Source organism: Leucobacter musarum subsp. musarum (assembly GCF_001273845.1).
GTDB lineage: Bacteria > Actinomycetota > Actinomycetes > Actinomycetales > Microbacteriaceae > Leucobacter > Leucobacter musarum.
Genome location: NZ_JHBW01000068.1, coordinates 110,361 through 125,491, shown reverse-complemented (window position 1 = coordinate 125,491; position 15,131 = coordinate 110,361). Strand labels below are relative to the sequence as shown.

Sequence of the window (15,131 nt, the reverse complement as noted above, 5' to 3'; positions counted from 1 at the left end):
TTCTCGACGAGCGCAGGGCAGCGCTGCGGTGCGCTCGTCAGGTCGAGGTCGTGGCCCAAGTGGACCACGACCTCACGCTAGCGAAGGCATGTTACGGCAGCAATACAGTTTCTGTGAGTGCACTCAAGACTGCGTATGCAGCGAAGACGCGAGCGACGACTACCGGGTGGGGTCGCTCGGGTCAGCAGGGTCTGTCGGATCACTCGGGGTCGTCGGATCAGCCGGACTGTGCAACCCGAGAGGGTCCGCAGCATCCACCGCACCGCCTGCGGAGCTCACGGCGCCCGGTGATCCGGCAGCCGACTCGGCGGTCGCCGCCGCGCGCCGCTTGCGCACCGCACCGAAGATCAGCAGCGCCGCCGCGAGAGCGATGACGACGATCGCTGTGATGACCCACGGGAGCGTGCTCGCGCCGCCGGTCTGTGCCAGTTCGTCGATGCCAGTCATGGTGCACTCCTTTCGGCCGCGCCCCGTGCAGGCGGGTCTGCCCCCACCCTACGCGGTCGATGCCTCGGCGAGCACGGCGACCTGTCGACGCAGCGCCTCGCGCCGGTCTTCGGCGCTGCTGCCGGGCCCGAGCACGAGTTCGGCGAGTCGCTCGAGCGTCCACCAGCCCGTCACGAGCGTGACGATCGTGAGCAGTAATTGCTCGGCACCAGCATCATCGAGCGTCGGGATCGCCCGTACCAGCGACGCCGCCTGGGCCTCGCACGACAGCCGACGATCGCTCGGAGCCGCGGGCTCCTCAAGCTCCAGGCTCTCCCAAGCGAGCAACCGGGCGAGCTCGGGCGACTCGCGATAGCGATCGAACAGGGCGATCGCGTAGTTCGCGGCCGCCTCGGGGCCACTGCCCTCGATCGGGGCGCTGTCGAGCAGGTGATCCAAACGGTCGGCGAGCACCGCGGAGAAGAACGCCCGCTTACTGCCGAAGTATTGGTAGACCCGCTCTTTATTGACGCCCGAGTCGCGCCCGATCGCGTCCATGGTCGTACCGGCGAACCCGTTCAACGCGAACTGGCGCACCCCCGCCTCAAGCAGTTTGCGCTGTGTCGCCCGCGTATCCCAAGCCATGCGCCCACCCTACCGAGCGAGCGTCTGAATTTGCAAACGAGCATTTGCAAACGGACCGTTGGGGAGGTACCGTTTTCCCAACGATCCGTTTGCAAACAATCATTTGGATCAGCGAAGCGCCCGATCGCGGCGCAGGAAAGGCAGCAGTCACGTGTCTCAGCACCCCACCCCATCCGTCGATCACGCACGCCTCGACACCCATCGGCGCACCGTCTCCGCGCTCGTCATCGGCGCGAGCGGAGCCGTCGGCCGAGCCATCACTGAGGAACTCACCCGCACCGGTCACCGCTTCACCGCAGCGAGCCGACGCGCAGACGACCCGGCGGCACGCATCGACCTCGGAGCGACGCACGGGCTCACTGCGCTCAGTACGGCAGCGAGGCAGCACGACGTCGTCATCAATGCCTCGGGCATCGAGCGCGCCGAGATCGCCGGCGTGCTCGCCACGGCAGGCACGCCCCTGGTCGACATCTCGGCGACGGGCGCATACCTGCACGAGCTTGCCACGGCGAGCAGAGCAGGGGCCCGCACCGCAGCACCCAGTACCGCAGCACCCGAGCCCGAGCCCGGGCCCACCGTGGTGCTCGGGGCAGGCATCGCACCCGGGCTCAGCACCGCGCTCGTCGCCGATCTGCTCGAGAAGCACGACGTTTCACGGGCGACCGCGCCGACGACGGGCGCACCCGAGATCGACGTCGCCGTGACCCTCGGTGCCGGCGAGGTGCACGGGCCCGCGGCACTGGCATGGACCGCGGGCTTGGCCGGTCGCGCGGTCTACGGTGCGCCGGAACCGCACGCCGTGCAGAACTTCATCGAGAGGCGCACGTTGCCCACAGCGATCGGGCCGCGCCGCTTCCTGCGGGCCGATTTCCCGGATCATGTGCTGCTGGCGACCCCGCCCCGCCCCGGTGCGACCCCCGCGATTCGCAGCTACCTCTCGACGGGCAGCCGTCTCGCAACGGCGGCCCTCGGGTTGGTCGGGCGGGTGCCCGCGCTGCGATCGCTCGCGGCCCGCGCTCCCCATATCGGTGATGAGCGCTGGGAGATTCGTGCGATCGACCGCGCGACTGGAGCGCACCGCATCGCCACCGGATCGGGGCAATCCCGGGCGACGGGCATTATCGCCGCGCACGCCGCGATCGCGGCGGCTGATCAGCCCCGGCTCGGGGCCGTGCCGATGAGCGCAGTGCTGCGCACGGAACAGCTGGCCCAGCTGCCCGGCGTCACCGTCGGCTGAGACCGAGGACGCACACCGAGGGCGCACACCGGAGCGAGCCGGGCGCACGCGAGCCTCACCGGCCCGTCAGTGCCCGCCGTGGTGGAACGTGCCGTGCGGCACCGCGAACTCGCCGGCTTCGCTCGCGGCGAGGGCCGGCGTCGCAATGGCCGCGACCAGCATGGCCTGAACGACGAGCGCGAGGGCGAACACGCCGGCGCGGCGCGTTCCGCGACTCCCATCGCGTGCCGCACTCCCCCGCCGCACCTCGATCACCGCGGCGATCGCGATCGACCACTGGAAGATGAAGAGCGCGAGAAACGGCACGAGCGCCAGAGGCCCGGTGAGCAGGAGGAACGCAGCGGCGACCAGGCCGATGAGCCCTCCGGCAATTGAAGCGCGAGGCATCACCACACGTTCGGCGCGCAGCACCGCGAAGGCCCATACGAGATGCAGTGCCCCCAGGGCACCGACGGGGATCGCGACGGCGAGGGGTGACCCGGCCGCGGTCGCGAACCACACGAGGCCGGCTCCGAACGATGCCAGAGCCGGCCACAGTGCGCGAATCATCAGAAACCTCGAATCATTCGACGGTGATGAACGGTGCGGTGGTGCACCGCACCGTTCAGAGCGGAGCGACGATCAGATTGCCGCGCGAGGCGCAGCGGGAGCCACCTGCTTGTCGGCGCCGAAGGCGACGGCGAGCAGCACCAACGCGCTGCCGAGGTGGAGAATGTGGTCAGCCGTGTTCAGCGCCAGAATATTCGCCGCGGTGTTCGCGATGAAGAAGCCGACGATACCGAGCAGCAGGTAGACCGCACCGACGGTGCCATTGACACCCTTCGCCGCGCGCACGTTCGCGAGACCGGCGAGCAGCAGCACGGCACCGATCAACAGGTGGGCGATGTTGTGCAGCGGATTGACCTCGAAGATGCCGAGCAGCAGTCCGCCCTCGGTAGCGATGAATCCAACGCCCCCGGTCACGGCAAAGCCCAGCAGACCGACCAATACATAGACCGCACCGAAGATCACTCCGAGAATGCGGTTGGGTGAGTTCTTCACGACGTTCTCCTTCATTGTTGCGGTGATGTTCGCCGTGGGACTGACGTGTCGACGCCGCGCGCATCACCTGGTTTCCCCAGTGTTGATCGTTCGGAGCCAAAGCGATAGCGGGTTGCGGGACACCGCGAACGTGCAGTAAGTTCCCAGCTTTCTCCGCAATCCGCCCCCAGCCAGTGTTCGTCGGCCCGTGCACCCCACGTCAAGGCCTGGGCAAAGTCAGTGCTCGGGGCTAGGTTGGCCCCATGGTCACGCAGATTCTTGGAATCGGCACCGCAGTGCCGCGCGCTCGTCTGGCCCAGTCCCGTGCCCGGGACTTCTTCGCCGCCCAGCCGGGGGTTGATCGGCTCGCCGCCAGACTCATCGCGGCCGCCTTCGATCAATCGGCGATCGAGTCGCGCTACTCGGTCATCGGCGGGCTCGATGACGATGACGGCTCGTTTTCGCACGCCGAATTGTTCACGGAGGATCGCGAGGTGCTGCGGGCCCCGTCGACCGGCGAGCGGAATCTCGTGTATCGCCGGGAGGCGCCCCCGCTCTCGGAGCGCGCCGCCCGCGACGCGCTTGGCCGGGCCGGTGTTGCCGCAGCCGACGTGACGCACGTGGTCACGGCGTCGTGCACCGGATTCTTCGCACCGGGCCCCGACTACCTGCTCGTGCGCGACCTCGGCATTCCGACGAGCGCCGAACGTACCCACATCGGTTTCATGGGCTGCGCTGCGGCGTTCCCGGCATTGCGCGCCGCAACCCGCATTGCCGACGCCCAGCCAGGTTCGGTGATCCTCGTCGTCTGCACTGAGCTCTGCTCGCTCCACATCCGCTCGTCACGCGATCCCGAGCAGATCGTCGCCTCGGCCGTGTTCGGCGATGGATCGGGCGCTGCGGTGGTCGCGTCAGACCCATTCCCGCACCACCGAGCGACGCCCACGCTCGAGGTCGGCGCATTTTCTACGGCGATCACGTCGGAGGGCGAGGCCGACATGGACTGGACCATCGGCGACCACGGGTTCGAGATGCGACTCACGGCAAACGTGCCGCGCATCATCGGGCGCGAGATCGCCGGCGTCGTCGGGCCGATGCTCGCCGATGACGCTGCGGGCGTGGAGAGCGCCGAGCCGCACGGCGTCGACGCGTGGGCCGTGCACCCCGGCGGGCGCAGCGTGCTCGATCGCGTCGAGAGCGGGCTGGAGCTCCCGGAATCGGCGATGCAGATCTCACGCGGCGTGCTGCGCGACTACGGCAATATGTCGAGCGCAACGATCCTGTTCATTCTGCAGCGCATCCTCGCCGACGACGCGCTGCACGACGGCGCGAGCATCGCTGGGCTGTGTTTCGGCCCAGGGCTGACCGTCGAAACCGCGCGATTCACCCGGCGGGCGGCGCGCTCGACATGAAGCTCTCCGAGCTCGACCGGCGGAACACGCAGCTGCGCGAGATCATGGATGACCCCGAGTGCGAGCCGGCGCAATTGCGGCGGACGCTCGAGCGTTTCGGCATCGTGAACTCCGCCGTCGCGCGCTGGGGTCGGGTGTACCGCACGCACATCCGCCCCGCGCTCTCGGCTGCGCGCGCCACGGGCGGGGCGGAGCAGCGTCTGCTCGATATCGGTTGCGGAGGCGGTGATGTGCTGCGCCGCCTGGTGCGCCGGGCGCGACGCGACGGCTACCGCGTCTCCGGCCTGGGCATCGATCCTGACCCGCGTGCCATCGCCGTCGCCCGCGCCGCAGCGCCGCTCGACGGCGTGCGCTACCGGGAGTGCTTCAGCGACGAACTCGCGGCATCGGGGGCGCGCTTCGACGTGGTGCTCTCGAATCATCTGCTGCACCACCTCGAGTCGCCGGCACTCGAGGCGCTGCTCGCCGACTCCGAGCGGCTGGCGGATCGCCTCGCCGTGCACTCCGACATCGCACGCGGGCGGTTCGCCTATGCCGCATTCTCCATCGGCGTGGCACCGGTGTCACCCGGCACTTTGTTGCGCGTCGACGGCCTGCGTAGCATTCGGCGGAGCTACCGGCCCGCTGAGCTCTCGGAAGCATTACCGGCGGATTGGCTCATGGAGCGCGTTGGGCCGTTCCGACTGCTCGCCGTGCATCGGCCGAAGCGGGCGATGGCGCGGCGCGAGACGGCGCGGGTGTGAACCCATGAGCGCGGAACGCGAGGCCCCCGGGGTGCACGAGGTGCTGATCATCGGTGCGGGGCCGAGCGGCACGCTCCTGGCCGCCGAACTGCGGCGGCTCGGCGTGGAAGCGCTGCTCATCGAGCGTCGCACTGACTCAGCGCCGGGCAGCCGGGCGATCGGGGTGCATCCGCCCGTGCTCGCAGCGCTCGAGCCGAGCGGGGCGACCGCACGCATTCTCGAGGGTGCCGCCCGCATTCCTCGGGGCATGGCCCGCGCAGCCGGGCGCACGATCGCGACGGTGCGATTCGATCGTCGGCACCCGCGCTTCCCGTTCATCGCCGCGGCTCCGCAGCAGGTCACGGAGGCGGCGCTCGCGGCGATCGCCCCTGAGCCTGTCCGGGGAATGCGGGTCATCGGGGTGCACGCCGCGGGCGACCTGATGCGGGTGCGCGCCGAAGACGCCGCCGGTGACACGACCGTGTGGGCTGCGCGCACGGTCGTGGTCGCAGCGGGCGCCCGCGGACGGCAACTGCTGAGCGGGTTTCTCCCGGTGCGCTCGCACGCCTACGCCGACCGGTATCTCATGACCGACCTCGCCGATGCTCCGGGGGAACCCGAGCACACGGCGGTCATCACGCTGGGGGCGAGCGGTGTCGCCGAATCGTTCCCGCTTCCGAACGGCGGTCGGCGACTGGTCGCGCGCGTCACCGCCGCCGGCCCGCACGAGGCGCGCGAGCGTGCGAATCGCGGAACCGAACATTGCTCCGATCTCGCCGGGCCGCTGGCGCGCGCCGCGCAGGCGGCCGATGTCGATCGGCTGTCGGCTGCGGTACTCGAGCGGATCGGGCGCGCCGAGCTGGCATCGCGCGTCACGGCGGCGACCGGGTTCGGCATCCGTCGGGTGCTGCTCTCGCGCATGGTTTCGGGGCCGTGGGCGCAGCACGGCGCCGGATCCGGCTACGTCATCGCCATCGGGGACGCGGCCCACGAAGTCAGCCCGATCGGGGGCCAGGGCATGAACCTCGGTCTGCTCGATGCGGTGACCCTCGCCCCGGTGCTCGCGCGCCTCCACGCGCACGCTCTGGTCGACGAACCGCACGCGCTTGCGCACTGGGAGCGCAACCGACTCGCGTCGGCACGCACGGCCGGGCGACTCGCCGGGCTCAACACCGCGCTCGGGCGCCCGTGGCCACGGTCGGTCACGGGCACGATCGCCGCCGCCATGCGCACGGCGATGCGCACTCCGCTCGTGCGACTGCCCGAGCGGGCCTATGCCATGGGGTTCGATCGCGACGCCTGAGCCCGCAAGAGCGCATGGAGCTCCGCTTCGAGCGCGGGCACCCGAGGGTCGACGAGAAACCGTTCGTCGCGCGGAATGTCTCGGCTGACCTCGACCGCCCCTGCGATGGGCGCGGGCCGGTTGGCAAGTACGAGCACCCGATCAGCCAATCGCACCGCCTCCCGAATGTCGTGCGTCACGAACAGGATGCTCCAGCGGTGCACGCCCCACATGTCGAGCAACCAGCGCTGCAGCTCATCGCGCGTGATGGCGTCGAGCGCCCCGAAGGGTTCGTCGAATAGCAGGATGGGGCGATCCTGCACGACCGCACGCAGAAACGACACCCGCTGCCGCATGCCACCCGAGAGCTGCCGCGGATACCGATCGGCCGCGTCGGCCAGCCCGAAGGGTTCCAGGAGCGCCGTCACCCGCTGTCGGGCCTCGGCGCGAGATACCCCCTGCACTTCGAGTCCGATCGCCGCATTCGCGACCACGCGCCGCCACGGCAGCAGGGCGTCGCGCTGCGGCATGAACGCGAACGGGCGCGGTGACGGTAGTGGTGATCCGTCGTACCTGATCTCGCCGCCGTCGAGCGGGAGCGCGCCCGTGAGCAGCGAGAGCAGTGTCGACTTCCCGCTGCCGCTGGCGCCGACCAGTGCGACGATCTCACCCGGGTCGAGAGTGAACGAGACGTCGGCCAGCACACGGCGCTCGCCGAAGCGCTTCTCGACGGAAGCGAGCTCGAGCGTCGCCTTGCCGGCACCCGCCGTCATCGCGCACCCGCCGGCTCGCCGCGTTCGATGCGCATCCACGGCAGCGCGACGCGCTCGACGAACACGACGAGCCCGAAGAGCGCCAACGTCAGCGCGGTGCTGACGCCCACGGCGGCGAGCACGAGGTCGGTGCGGAAGACATTCTTCGCCGATTGCATGTACACGCCGAGCCCCGCGACGGCCCCGGCGTACTCGGCAAAGATCGCACCGACCACGGCATACGTGATCGAGATGCGCAGCGCCGAGAAGAAGGACGGCATGGCCGAGGGCAGCCGCACGAGACGGAAGACCGAAACACGTGACGCCCCCATCGAACGCAGGAGCTGCTCAGCGTCGGGGTCGGCAGACGCGAAACCGCGCAAGAGCCCCACCACCATCGGAAAGTAGGTGACGAATGCGACGAGCAGAATCTTCGGCACCAGCCCGAACCCGAACCAGAGCACCACCAAGGGCGCGATCGCGATGAGGGGAAGGGTCTGGCTGACGATCAGCAGCGGCAGCAACGCTGATCGGAGCACTCGTGAGAAGTCGAGCACCGTCGCGGTGAGCGCCGCCACGACGACCGAGAGGCTGAACCCGGTCAGCGTCGCCAGCAGCGTCGGCAACGCATGGTGCAGCAGTGCGCCGCGTTCGGTGGCCCCAGACGACGCGACACGGGCCGGCGACGGCAGCAGTTCGGAGGGAACGATGCCCGAGACCGAGACCCATTGCCAAAGACCGAGCAATGCGACGAGCGCGACGGCGGGCGGGAGCACCCGCCGCACCGTCACGCTCACCGCGTCTCGGGCGAAGGTCACTCGAGGTACTCGTCGGTGTAGTAGTCGCTCCAGTCGGGCGCCTCGGTCACCGTCGTGCCGTCGGCGTCGGTGAGGAAGCCACCATCGACCAGAAACGCGCCGAATGCGTTCCATGCATCTGGGTTCGCCGCACCGATCTCGCGGTCGGGCGACGTGAGGTACTCGTCGGCGAGCAGTTTCGCACTCTGGTGCACGAGCTCGGTCGCGGTGCCGAGCGTGTCGGGGTTCGCCTCGATAAGCAGATCGGCGGCTTCCTCCGGATGCTCGGCAGCGTAGGCGTACCCGCGGGCGACCGCCTGCACGAACGCGCGGGCTTCGTCGGGGTGCGCGTCGAGGTAGGCCTCGCTCGAGACGATGCCCGTCGACTGCTGCTCGGGCACCCCGAAATCTTGGTAGCTGAACTCGCGGTAGGGGTGCCCGTCGATCTTCGCCTGCAGATCTTCCCAGGTCGCCACTGACAGCGTGAAGTCGATGCGGCCCTGCGACAGCGCCTCGTAGGCTCCGGTGTCGAGCGTGACCTCGGTGAAGTCGCCGGTGCCGCCGTCGCCCGCGATCGTGGACGATGCGAGTGCCGAGTACAAGGGGGCCCCGAAGCCGCCGAAGGTCTTGCCGTCGAGGTCTTTCGGTCGGGTGATATCGTCTCGGTCGGCGAGCGCGACGATGCGACCGGAGTCGCTCTGCGTGACGCGGTACACCGACACGAGGTCGAGGCCCGCGGTGCGGGCCATCTGCACGCCCGACTGCCCGCCGATGCCGAAGTCGGCCTCGCCCGCGGAAACGAGCTGCGTCGCCGACGTCGTGCCGTAGGGCAGAATCTCGACGTCGAGCCCGGCATCGTCGAAGTAGCCGAGTTCGTCGGCGACGTAGACACCGATGTGGTTGGTGTTCGGCGCCCAGTCGAGCGCGAAGGTGACCGGGGTCACTTCGTCGGAGCTAGAGTTCGCCGAGTCGTTCGCATCGGCTGCGGTGGAGCAGCTCGCGAGCCCTGCGGCGAGCGCCGCGGCGATGAGACCTGTGGCGATCCGGCGCATATTGCGGCGTGGATGGGTGGGGTGGTTGCGCATGAAAGCGTGCCCTTCTGTGGTGAATGGGGCACGGGTTCGTAGAGCGTCTCCCTGCGCTGGCATGATCCAGATCAGGTTCGACGGTCGAAAGTTGAGTACTTTCCTCTCAGCCCGGCCTACCGGACTCCCGTGTGGCACTCACCCTAGCAACATTCGCGCGAGTGGCGCGCGTCGTCCCCTAGGGTGGGCTGCGTGACGCAGACCTCACCGAGCACGCAGCCCACGCCGACCCTTCAGCCCGCATCAGGCGTTCCACGCGCACCCGGGTCTCTGACCTCAGCCGAGACGATGACGCCCGTGGAGTACGGCGTCGGGGCGCGCTTCACGCTCTCCGTGTACGACTCCGAGTATGTCCGGATCATCTTGGGTGCCCTCGCAAGCGCCCCGGCTGATGGGCTCACCGTCGAGACGAATGACATCTCGACGTTCATCACCGGCAGCGAACAGCGGGTGCTCGAGTACGTGCGCGACGTGATCGCGGCGGCTGCGGAGAGCGGCGCGCACCTCTCGGCCGCAATTTTGCTATCGCGCGGCTGCCCCGGCGAGCTGCAGTGCGCGCTGCCGCCCGGCGTGCACGCGCTCGCTGCGTCACCCATTGCGCTGGCGCCCACCGGGGTGCGCGCCCGAGCGCACTGGTCGCTCTACCCGCTGCTCGACGCACACGGCGCCGACGGAGCGCACGGCCCGCGTGCCGACTCCGCGCCCGCCGACCACATGACCCCGATCTACGCGGCGATCGAGCAGGCGAAGCACGAGGGCGTCTACTCCGGCTCCGACCACTACGCCACCCGGCTCGACGGCGACCTCTCGGCGGTGCTCGAGACGGCCGCAAACGCGTGGATCGGCGTGGGCGCCACGGTGCAGCACGTCGTGACGCACCTTACGGTCTCGATCAATAGCCCGTCGATCGCGGGCATCCCGGCTCCCGAGCCCACGGTATGACCAGCACCGGCACCCGCACCGACACCAGCATCGGCCGCGGCATGCACCTGGTCGGCATGGTGAACCCGCCGACGAGCCAGTACTCCGAAAACTGGCGCAACCCGCTGGGTCGCACCGACTGGCTGAGCGGGGCGTTCTACGCCGACCTCGGGCGCACGCTGGAGCGCGGCTGCTTCGACATGATCTTCTTCGCGGATGCATTGGCGGTGCCCGAAGACGGTGCGGGCGAGTTCGCGACGACGCTGCGCACCGCGGGCAAGGGTGCCATCTATCTCGACCCGATCACGAAGGTGTCGCTCGTCGCGGGGGCCACCTCGCGCATCGGCTTGGGGGCGACCGTATCGACGAGCTTCATACCGCCGTACACGGTCGCCCGGCAACTGCTCTCCGTCGATCACCTGTCGGGTGGCCGCGCCGCCTGGAACATCGTCACCTCGACCACCGACGCCGAGGCGCGCAACCATGGGCACGACGGCATCGCTCCCCCGGCCGATCGCTACGATCGCGCCGACGCGGTGGTCGACACCGTGGTCGAGCTCTGGCGCAGTTGGGCACCCGAAGCACTGGTGCACGATCAGGCGACCGGCGAGTTCGCCGATGCCACCCGTGTGCACCGCGTCGCGGGGTCGCTCTCACGCGGTCCGCTGACCCTGCCGCAGAGCCCACAGGGGTTTCCGGTGCTCATGCAGGCGGGGTCGTCGCCGCGCGGCCGGGCGTTCGCGGCTCGGTGGGCCGAGGTGGTGTTCGCGATCGGCGACTCCCCCGAGGCGATGCGTGAGCTGCGCACCGAGATTCGGGATCGCGCGCGCCTCGACCACGGCAGAGACCCTGACGCGATCCGCGTGCTGCAGGGCGTGCAGCCGGTGGTCGGGTGGACCGATGCCGAGGCGCAGGCGAAGCTCGCGGCCCTCGTCGCCCAGATCGACCTGCCCGGCGCCCTCGAAAAGCTCGGTCGACTGCTGCACGCGGAGTCGCTCGACCCCGCGGCCCGGGCGACCGAGGTGCTCGCCGCCCACCGCGGGGCGACCGGCAGCGTCGGGTTCGAAGACATGCTCGCCGCAGTCAGCGAGCGGCGCGGGTTCACGGTGGCGGATCTCGCGATCGAGCAGGCGCTGAATCAGTTGCACCCGCAACTCGTCGGCTCGCCCGCAACGATCGCCGACGAACTGCAGTACCTGTTCGAGAGCGACGCCGCCGACGGTTTCATCATCATGCCGGCGCTCTATCACTCGTCGTTCGAGGACTTCGTGAATGGCGTGGTCCCTGAGCTGCAGCGACGCGGCATCTTCCGCACCGACTACTCGGGCGTCACGCTTCGGGATCACCTCGGCGGGTAGCGGCGCGCGCCCGGGGTCAGTCCGCGCTCCCCGCTCTGAGCTACTCCTCGAGCGCGCCCGCGAGCACGTCGAGCACCGCCGACCGCGCCGCCTGCCCGCGTTCGCCCCGCAGCTCGACGAACGCGTCGACGAGGTGCTCGGTGAGCAGCATGAGCGCGGCGCGCGAGGTGTGGATGAGTTCGTCGTGGAAGCTGCCGCCCACGGGCGGTACGACGAGCGAGACGTCGGCACCGCGGTCGACGGCGGAGCGCGCGAACGAGGTAATGGCGAGCACTTGGGCGCCGCTCCGCTTCGCGGCATCCATCGATTCGAGGGTGGCGCGGTTCGCGCCCGACCCCGAGAACACGACGCAGACCGAGCCCGCGCCGAGCTGACGCGCGGCGATCTGCTGCGCCATGGGGTCGGCGAATTGCTCGACCGAGCGGCCTGCCGAGTTCAGGCGCATGGCGAAGTCGAGCCCGAGCGGGCTCGAGAGCCCGTTCGCGATCACGAGCAGTCGGTCGGCGCGGTCGAGGGCGTGCACGAAGGCGTCGACCCCCTCGACGGTGAGTGCCGCCAGGGTGTCGTCGAGCCGTGCGGCGAGGCGGCCGATGCGCGAGCGCAGCGCACCGAGGATCGTGGCGTCGCCCGCCGCTGATCCGGCACCATCGCCCCCGCCCGAGCCGCCGCCGAAACCACCGGCGGACTCGGCCGCCGCGCCCTCGAGCGCGAGCTCTTGCACGAGCGCGACGCGCAGCTGCGGGTACCCCTCGTAGCCGAGCGATTGCGCGGCGCGGATCACGGTGGTGCGCCCCACCTCCACCCACTCGGCGAGCGACTGCGCGGTGCAGGCGACGGCGCGCTCGCGGTCGGCGGCGATCGCCTCGACCACGCGGCGCTCGGTGCGCTGCAGCGAGGGGGCGAGCGAGGCGATGCGTGCGCTGGGGCGCGCGTCGGGGGCTCCGTGCCAGGCCACCGTTACCTGCTTCCGTTCATGATCCGGCGCCGAATCGCGCCCGAGATCGTATCCATGAGCATCGTCGCCACGATGACGACGATCAAGAGCATTCCCACCGTGTCCCACTGCCGATAGTTGGTGTAGTTCGACAGCATACTTCCGATGCCGCCCGCCCCGACGAGACCGAGCACGGCGGAGGTGCGGATGTTGATCTCGAAGCGGTACAGCGCGAATGAGAGCAGCGCCGGAGCGACGGGGGGCCAAATCGCCCAGCGGGTCACCTCGGCGGTCGACCCGCCCGCGGCACGCACCGCTTCGGACGCCCCCTCGTGCGCCGACTCGACCGTCTCGTACACCCACTTGCCCTGGGTGCCGATGCCGGCGATGCCGAGCGCGAGTGCGCCGGTGAGCGGCGTGAGTCCGGTCACGGTGAGCAGTACGAGGGCGATGATCACCTCGGGCACCGCACGGATCACCGCGAACACCCCGCGCAGCAGCGCGCGCAGCCAGGCCGGGCCGACGGCGCGCGCGGCGAGCATGCCGAGCGGCACCGACACGATGACGCAGAGCATGGCGCCCATCCACGCCATCGAGATCGACCGCCAGGTCTCGAAAAGCGCCCGCGGCAGCTTCTCCCAGTTGGGCGACGCGAACATGAGTTCGAGGTAGTGCGCGATCTGCCCCGGCACGGCGGGGAGGTCGCTCCAGGTGATCTGCAGCGTGCCCCCGGCGACGAGGATCACCAGCCCCGCGACCACCGCCCACGCCGTGGGTGCGAGACGCGACGGTCGGGCCGGCAACTGCAGCGGCGCGTACGCCTGCATGGCAGGGCTTGCCTTGGGCCGAGTGTCGAGCGATGCGGTCATACGAGCCTCCGGCGGATGAGGTTGGAGAGCACTTCGATGGCGATCACGACGACGAGGATCTCGAGGATGATGACCGAGACATCGGAGTAGGCGTAGAACCCGCGGCGCTCGTCGAGCAGCCGCCCGATGCCGCCCGCGCCGACGATGCCGAGAATGGCCGAGATGCGCACATTGAGTTCGAGCGCGTAGAGCCACTGGTTCGCGAACAGCGGCCACGCCTGCGGAAGTGCTGTGGCGCGGTTGATCTGGAACTGCGTGCCGCCCGCGGCGCGTCCGGCCTCCATGTAGCGGTGATCCGCCGCATCGATCGCCTCAGAGACGAGCTTCACGACGATGCCGATGTTGAACAGGAAGAGCGTCACCACACCGGGCAGCGCGCCGACCCCGACCATCGCCACGAGCACGGTGGCGAAGACGAGGTCGGGCACCGCGCGATTGATGTTGTTGAGGGTGCGCACCAGCCCGCGAGTGACCCGGTTCGGGTTCGTGGGAGCCGCAGCCCAGAGGGTGAGCGGGATCGAGCACACCGCCGCAGCGGCCGCTCCCACGAGGGCCATCTGCAGCGTTTCGACGAGCGGCGCCCACGTGCGCGGCAGGAACCCGAAGTTGGGCTGCGCCAGCTGCACGAGCTTCGTCACGCCGTTGCGCCAGTTCTTCGCAATCGCGGCGAGGTCGAGCTCGATGCCGCCGATCGCCGGCAGACAGGTGAGCACGGTGAAGCCGACCACGGCTGCGATGATCAGCGCCGTGCGGAGCGTGTGGCGCGGGCGCGTCGGCAGGTCGAGGCGCGTTTCCACAGCGCTCGTCATGCCTGAGACCCCAGTCGGTCGCGGGGTTGAATCGGCCGGCCGTAGATCTGCTCGAAATCGGCGTCGGTGGCCGATGCCGCAGGCCCGTCGTAGACGACGCGGCCGTCGCGCAGCCCGATCATGCGGGTCGTGTATTGGCGGGCAAGATCCATGAGGTGGATGTTCACGAGCACGGTGAGGCCGCGCTCCGCGTTGATGCGCTCGAGGTCGGCCATGACGGCGTGCGCGGTGGGCGGGTCGAGGCTCGCGACGGGTTCGTCGGCGAGCATGACACTCGGCTGCTGCGACAGCGCGCGGGCGATCGCGACACGCTGCTTTTGCCCGCCCGAGAGCGAACCGGCGCGCACCCACACCTTGTCGAGGATGCCGACCGAGTCGAGCGCCCGCAGCGCGATGTCGCGATCCTCGGCGCTCGGCAGCCCGAGCAGCGTGCGATACGCGGGCGAGTGCGCAAAACGACCGACGAGGGTGTTGCGGTACACGCTCGTGCGCTCGGCGAGATTGAACGCCTGGAAGATCATGCCGATGTGCCCGCGCGCCTCGCGCAGCGCGCGACCGCGCAGCTCGGAGATGCGGTGCGGGCCGACGGTGACGCTGCCGGTGGTGGCGGTGCCGCCGGTGGTGCCGACGAGACCGTTGATCGTGCGAATCAGTGTGGACTTGCCCGATCCGGAGAGCCCGACGATCGAGACCATCTCGCCGGGCTCGATGGTCAACGACACATCGTGCAGGGCACGGGTACCGTTCGGATAGGTGACGGAGACCCCGTCGAGGGCGATGCGCCACGAGGCGGCGGCCGGCGTCTGCCGACCGCTCGCCCCGCGGTGCTCATCGAGTGAGTGTGTCATCGAAGTGCTTCGTG

At 69.8% G+C, this 15,131-nt stretch carries 17 protein-coding genes and 1 riboswitch; of the genes, 6 read left to right on the top strand and 11 right to left on the bottom strand.

From position 1 onward, the window contains the following. Positions 1 to 159: 159 nt before the first annotated feature. Together CH42_RS06600 and CH42_RS06595 are read right to left on the bottom strand one after the other, a co-directional pair. Complete coding sequence (locus CH42_RS06600; protein ID WP_053352415.1) at positions 160 to 447, bottom strand: LPXTG cell wall anchor domain-containing protein; 288 nt, start codon at positions 445 to 447, stop codon at positions 160 to 162. Between the two features lie 48 nt (positions 448 to 495). Next, positions 496 to 1,071 (bottom strand): TetR/AcrR family transcriptional regulator, encoded by a 576-nt coding sequence (locus tag CH42_RS06595; RefSeq protein WP_053352414.1) that lies wholly within the window; start codon positions 1,069 to 1,071, stop codon positions 496 to 498. Positions 1,072 to 1,222: 151 nt separating this feature from the next. Here CH42_RS06595 and CH42_RS06590 point away from each other — a divergent pair, with 151 nt between their 5' ends. After that, positions 1,223 to 2,308, top strand: a complete 1,086-nt coding sequence (locus tag CH42_RS06590) for an NAD-dependent epimerase/dehydratase family protein (protein ID WP_053352413.1) — start codon at positions 1,223 to 1,225, stop codon at positions 2,306 to 2,308. Positions 2,309 to 2,374: 66 nt separating this feature from the next. Here the strand turns inward: CH42_RS06590 and CH42_RS06585 are convergent, their stop codons facing one another. Both CH42_RS06585 and CH42_RS06580 read right to left on the bottom strand, forming a co-directional pair. Further along, positions 2,375 to 2,857, bottom strand: a complete 483-nt coding sequence (locus tag CH42_RS06585; protein ID WP_053352412.1) for a hypothetical protein — start codon at positions 2,855 to 2,857, stop codon at positions 2,375 to 2,377. A 72-nt stretch (positions 2,858 to 2,929) separates the two neighbouring features. Further along, positions 2,930 to 3,349 carry a DUF4383 domain-containing protein gene (locus tag CH42_RS06580; RefSeq protein ID WP_053352458.1) on the bottom strand — a complete coding sequence of 140 codons (420 nt, stop codon included), beginning with the start codon at positions 3,347 to 3,349 and terminating at the stop codon, positions 2,930 to 2,932. Positions 3,350 to 3,591: 242 nt separating this feature from the next. On the opposite strand from CH42_RS06580, the gene CH42_RS06575 reads away from it, so the two are divergent. From CH42_RS06575 to CH42_RS06565, 3 genes are read left to right on the top strand one after another with little or no spacing between them, the layout of a single operon-like run. Then, complete coding sequence (locus CH42_RS06575; RefSeq protein WP_053352411.1) at positions 3,592 to 4,740, top strand: type III polyketide synthase; 1,149 nt, start codon at positions 3,592 to 3,594, stop codon at positions 4,738 to 4,740. Then, the gene (locus tag CH42_RS06570; protein ID WP_053352410.1) at positions 4,737 to 5,483 is read left to right on the top strand and encodes a methyltransferase domain-containing protein; all 747 of its coding nucleotides are present in this window, start codon (positions 4,737 to 4,739) and stop codon (positions 5,481 to 5,483) included. Before CH42_RS06575 ends, CH42_RS06570 begins: the two co-directional genes overlap by 4 nt. 4 nt (positions 5,484 to 5,487) lie before the next feature. After that, on the top strand, positions 5,488 to 6,765 hold the full coding sequence (locus CH42_RS06565) for an FAD-dependent oxidoreductase (RefSeq protein WP_053352409.1): 1,278 nt from the start codon (positions 5,488 to 5,490) through the stop codon (positions 6,763 to 6,765). Here the strand turns inward: CH42_RS06565 and CH42_RS06560 are convergent. The 3 genes from CH42_RS06560 to CH42_RS06550 are packed head-to-tail and all read right to left on the bottom strand — an operon-like array spanning position 6,735 to position 9,378. After that, positions 6,735 to 7,517: an ABC transporter ATP-binding protein gene (locus tag CH42_RS06560; RefSeq protein WP_053352408.1), complete on the bottom strand. Its 783-nt coding sequence runs from the start codon at positions 7,515 to 7,517 to the stop codon at positions 6,735 to 6,737. The two genes, CH42_RS06565 and CH42_RS06560, sit on opposite strands and share 31 nt — an antisense overlap. Further along, positions 7,514 to 8,314 (bottom strand): ABC transporter permease, encoded by an 801-nt coding sequence (locus tag CH42_RS06555; protein ID WP_239683970.1) that lies wholly within the window; start codon positions 8,312 to 8,314, stop codon positions 7,514 to 7,516. Before CH42_RS06555 ends, CH42_RS06560 begins: the two co-directional genes overlap by 4 nt. Then, the gene (locus tag CH42_RS06550; RefSeq protein ID WP_053352407.1) at positions 8,311 to 9,378 is read right to left on the bottom strand and encodes an ABC transporter substrate-binding protein; all 1,068 of its coding nucleotides are present in this window, start codon (positions 9,376 to 9,378) and stop codon (positions 8,311 to 8,313) included. The genes CH42_RS06555 and CH42_RS06550 overlap by 4 nt, the downstream gene beginning before the upstream one ends. A 31-nt stretch (positions 9,379 to 9,409) precedes the next feature. Then, positions 9,410 to 9,519: riboswitch (TPP riboswitch) on the bottom strand. A gap of 51 nt (positions 9,520 to 9,570) precedes the next feature. Between CH42_RS06550 and CH42_RS06545 the strand changes: the two genes are divergently transcribed. Together CH42_RS06545 and CH42_RS06540 are read left to right on the top strand one after the other, a co-directional pair. Next, complete coding sequence (locus CH42_RS06545; RefSeq protein WP_075205273.1) at positions 9,571 to 10,320, top strand: YkoF family thiamine/hydroxymethylpyrimidine-binding protein; 750 nt, start codon at positions 9,571 to 9,573, stop codon at positions 10,318 to 10,320. Beyond that, positions 10,317 to 11,657 (top strand): NtaA/DmoA family FMN-dependent monooxygenase, encoded by a 1,341-nt coding sequence (locus CH42_RS06540; RefSeq protein ID WP_239683969.1) that lies wholly within the window; start codon positions 10,317 to 10,319, stop codon positions 11,655 to 11,657. Before CH42_RS06545 ends, CH42_RS06540 begins: the two co-directional genes overlap by 4 nt. Before the next feature lie 40 nt (positions 11,658 to 11,697). On the opposite strand, the gene CH42_RS06535 is transcribed toward CH42_RS06540, so the two are convergent. The 4 genes from CH42_RS06535 to phnC are packed head-to-tail and all read right to left on the bottom strand — an operon-like array spanning position 11,698 to position 15,117. After that, entirely contained in the window at positions 11,698 to 12,612 is a 915-nt protein-coding gene (locus CH42_RS06535) for a MurR/RpiR family transcriptional regulator (RefSeq protein ID WP_053352405.1), read from the bottom strand. A gap of 2 nt (positions 12,613 to 12,614) precedes the next feature. Further along, entirely contained in the window at positions 12,615 to 13,460 is an 846-nt protein-coding gene (gene phnE / locus CH42_RS06530; RefSeq protein ID WP_156322489.1) for a phosphonate ABC transporter, permease protein PhnE, read from the bottom strand. Next, a complete protein-coding gene (phnE, locus tag CH42_RS06525; RefSeq protein ID WP_053352404.1) occupies positions 13,457 to 14,269 on the bottom strand; it encodes a phosphonate ABC transporter, permease protein PhnE in 813 nt (270 codons plus the stop codon). The genes phnE (CH42_RS06530) and phnE (CH42_RS06525) overlap by 4 nt, the downstream gene beginning before the upstream one ends. Next, positions 14,266 to 15,117, bottom strand: coding sequence for a phosphonate ABC transporter ATP-binding protein (gene phnC, locus CH42_RS06520; RefSeq protein ID WP_053352403.1), 852 nt, complete (start codon positions 15,115 to 15,117; stop codon positions 14,266 to 14,268). Before phnC ends, phnE (CH42_RS06525) begins: the two co-directional genes overlap by 4 nt. Between the last annotated feature and the right edge of the window lie 14 nt (positions 15,118 to 15,131).

Excerpts from the sequence above, each read along its gene's own strand:
- CH42_RS06550 (WP_053352407.1), bottom strand. The coding sequence starts at position 9,378 with ATGCGCAACCACCCCACCCATCCACGCCGCAATATGCGCCGGATCGCC.
- CH42_RS06575 (WP_053352411.1), top strand. The coding sequence starts at position 3,592 with ATGGTCACGCAGATTCTTGGAATCGGCACCGCAGTGCCGCGCGCTCGT.
- CH42_RS06540 (WP_239683969.1), top strand. The coding sequence starts at position 10,317 with ATGACCAGCACCGGCACCCGCACCGACACCAGCATCGGCCGCGGCATG.
- CH42_RS06600 (WP_053352415.1), bottom strand. The coding sequence starts at position 447 with ATGACTGGCATCGACGAACTGGCACAGACCGGCGGCGCGAGCACGCTC.
- CH42_RS06560 (WP_053352408.1), bottom strand. The coding sequence starts at position 7,517 with ATGACGGCGGGTGCCGGCAAGGCGACGCTCGAGCTCGCTTCCGTCGAG.
- CH42_RS06585 (WP_053352412.1), bottom strand. The coding sequence starts at position 2,857 with ATGATTCGCGCACTGTGGCCGGCTCTGGCATCGTTCGGAGCCGGCCTC.
- phnE (WP_156322489.1), bottom strand. The coding sequence starts at position 13,460 with ATGACCGCATCGCTCGACACTCGGCCCAAGGCAAGCCCTGCCATGCAG.
- phnC (WP_053352403.1), bottom strand. The coding sequence starts at position 15,117 with ATGACACACTCACTCGATGAGCACCGCGGGGCGAGCGGTCGGCAGACG.
- CH42_RS06565 (WP_053352409.1), top strand. The coding sequence starts at position 5,488 with ATGAGCGCGGAACGCGAGGCCCCCGGGGTGCACGAGGTGCTGATCATC.
- CH42_RS06595 (WP_053352414.1), bottom strand. The coding sequence starts at position 1,071 with ATGGCTTGGGATACGCGGGCGACACAGCGCAAACTGCTTGAGGCGGGG.
- phnE (WP_053352404.1), bottom strand. The coding sequence starts at position 14,269 with ATGACGAGCGCTGTGGAAACGCGCCTCGACCTGCCGACGCGCCCGCGC.
- CH42_RS06570 (WP_053352410.1), top strand. The coding sequence starts at position 4,737 with ATGAAGCTCTCCGAGCTCGACCGGCGGAACACGCAGCTGCGCGAGATC.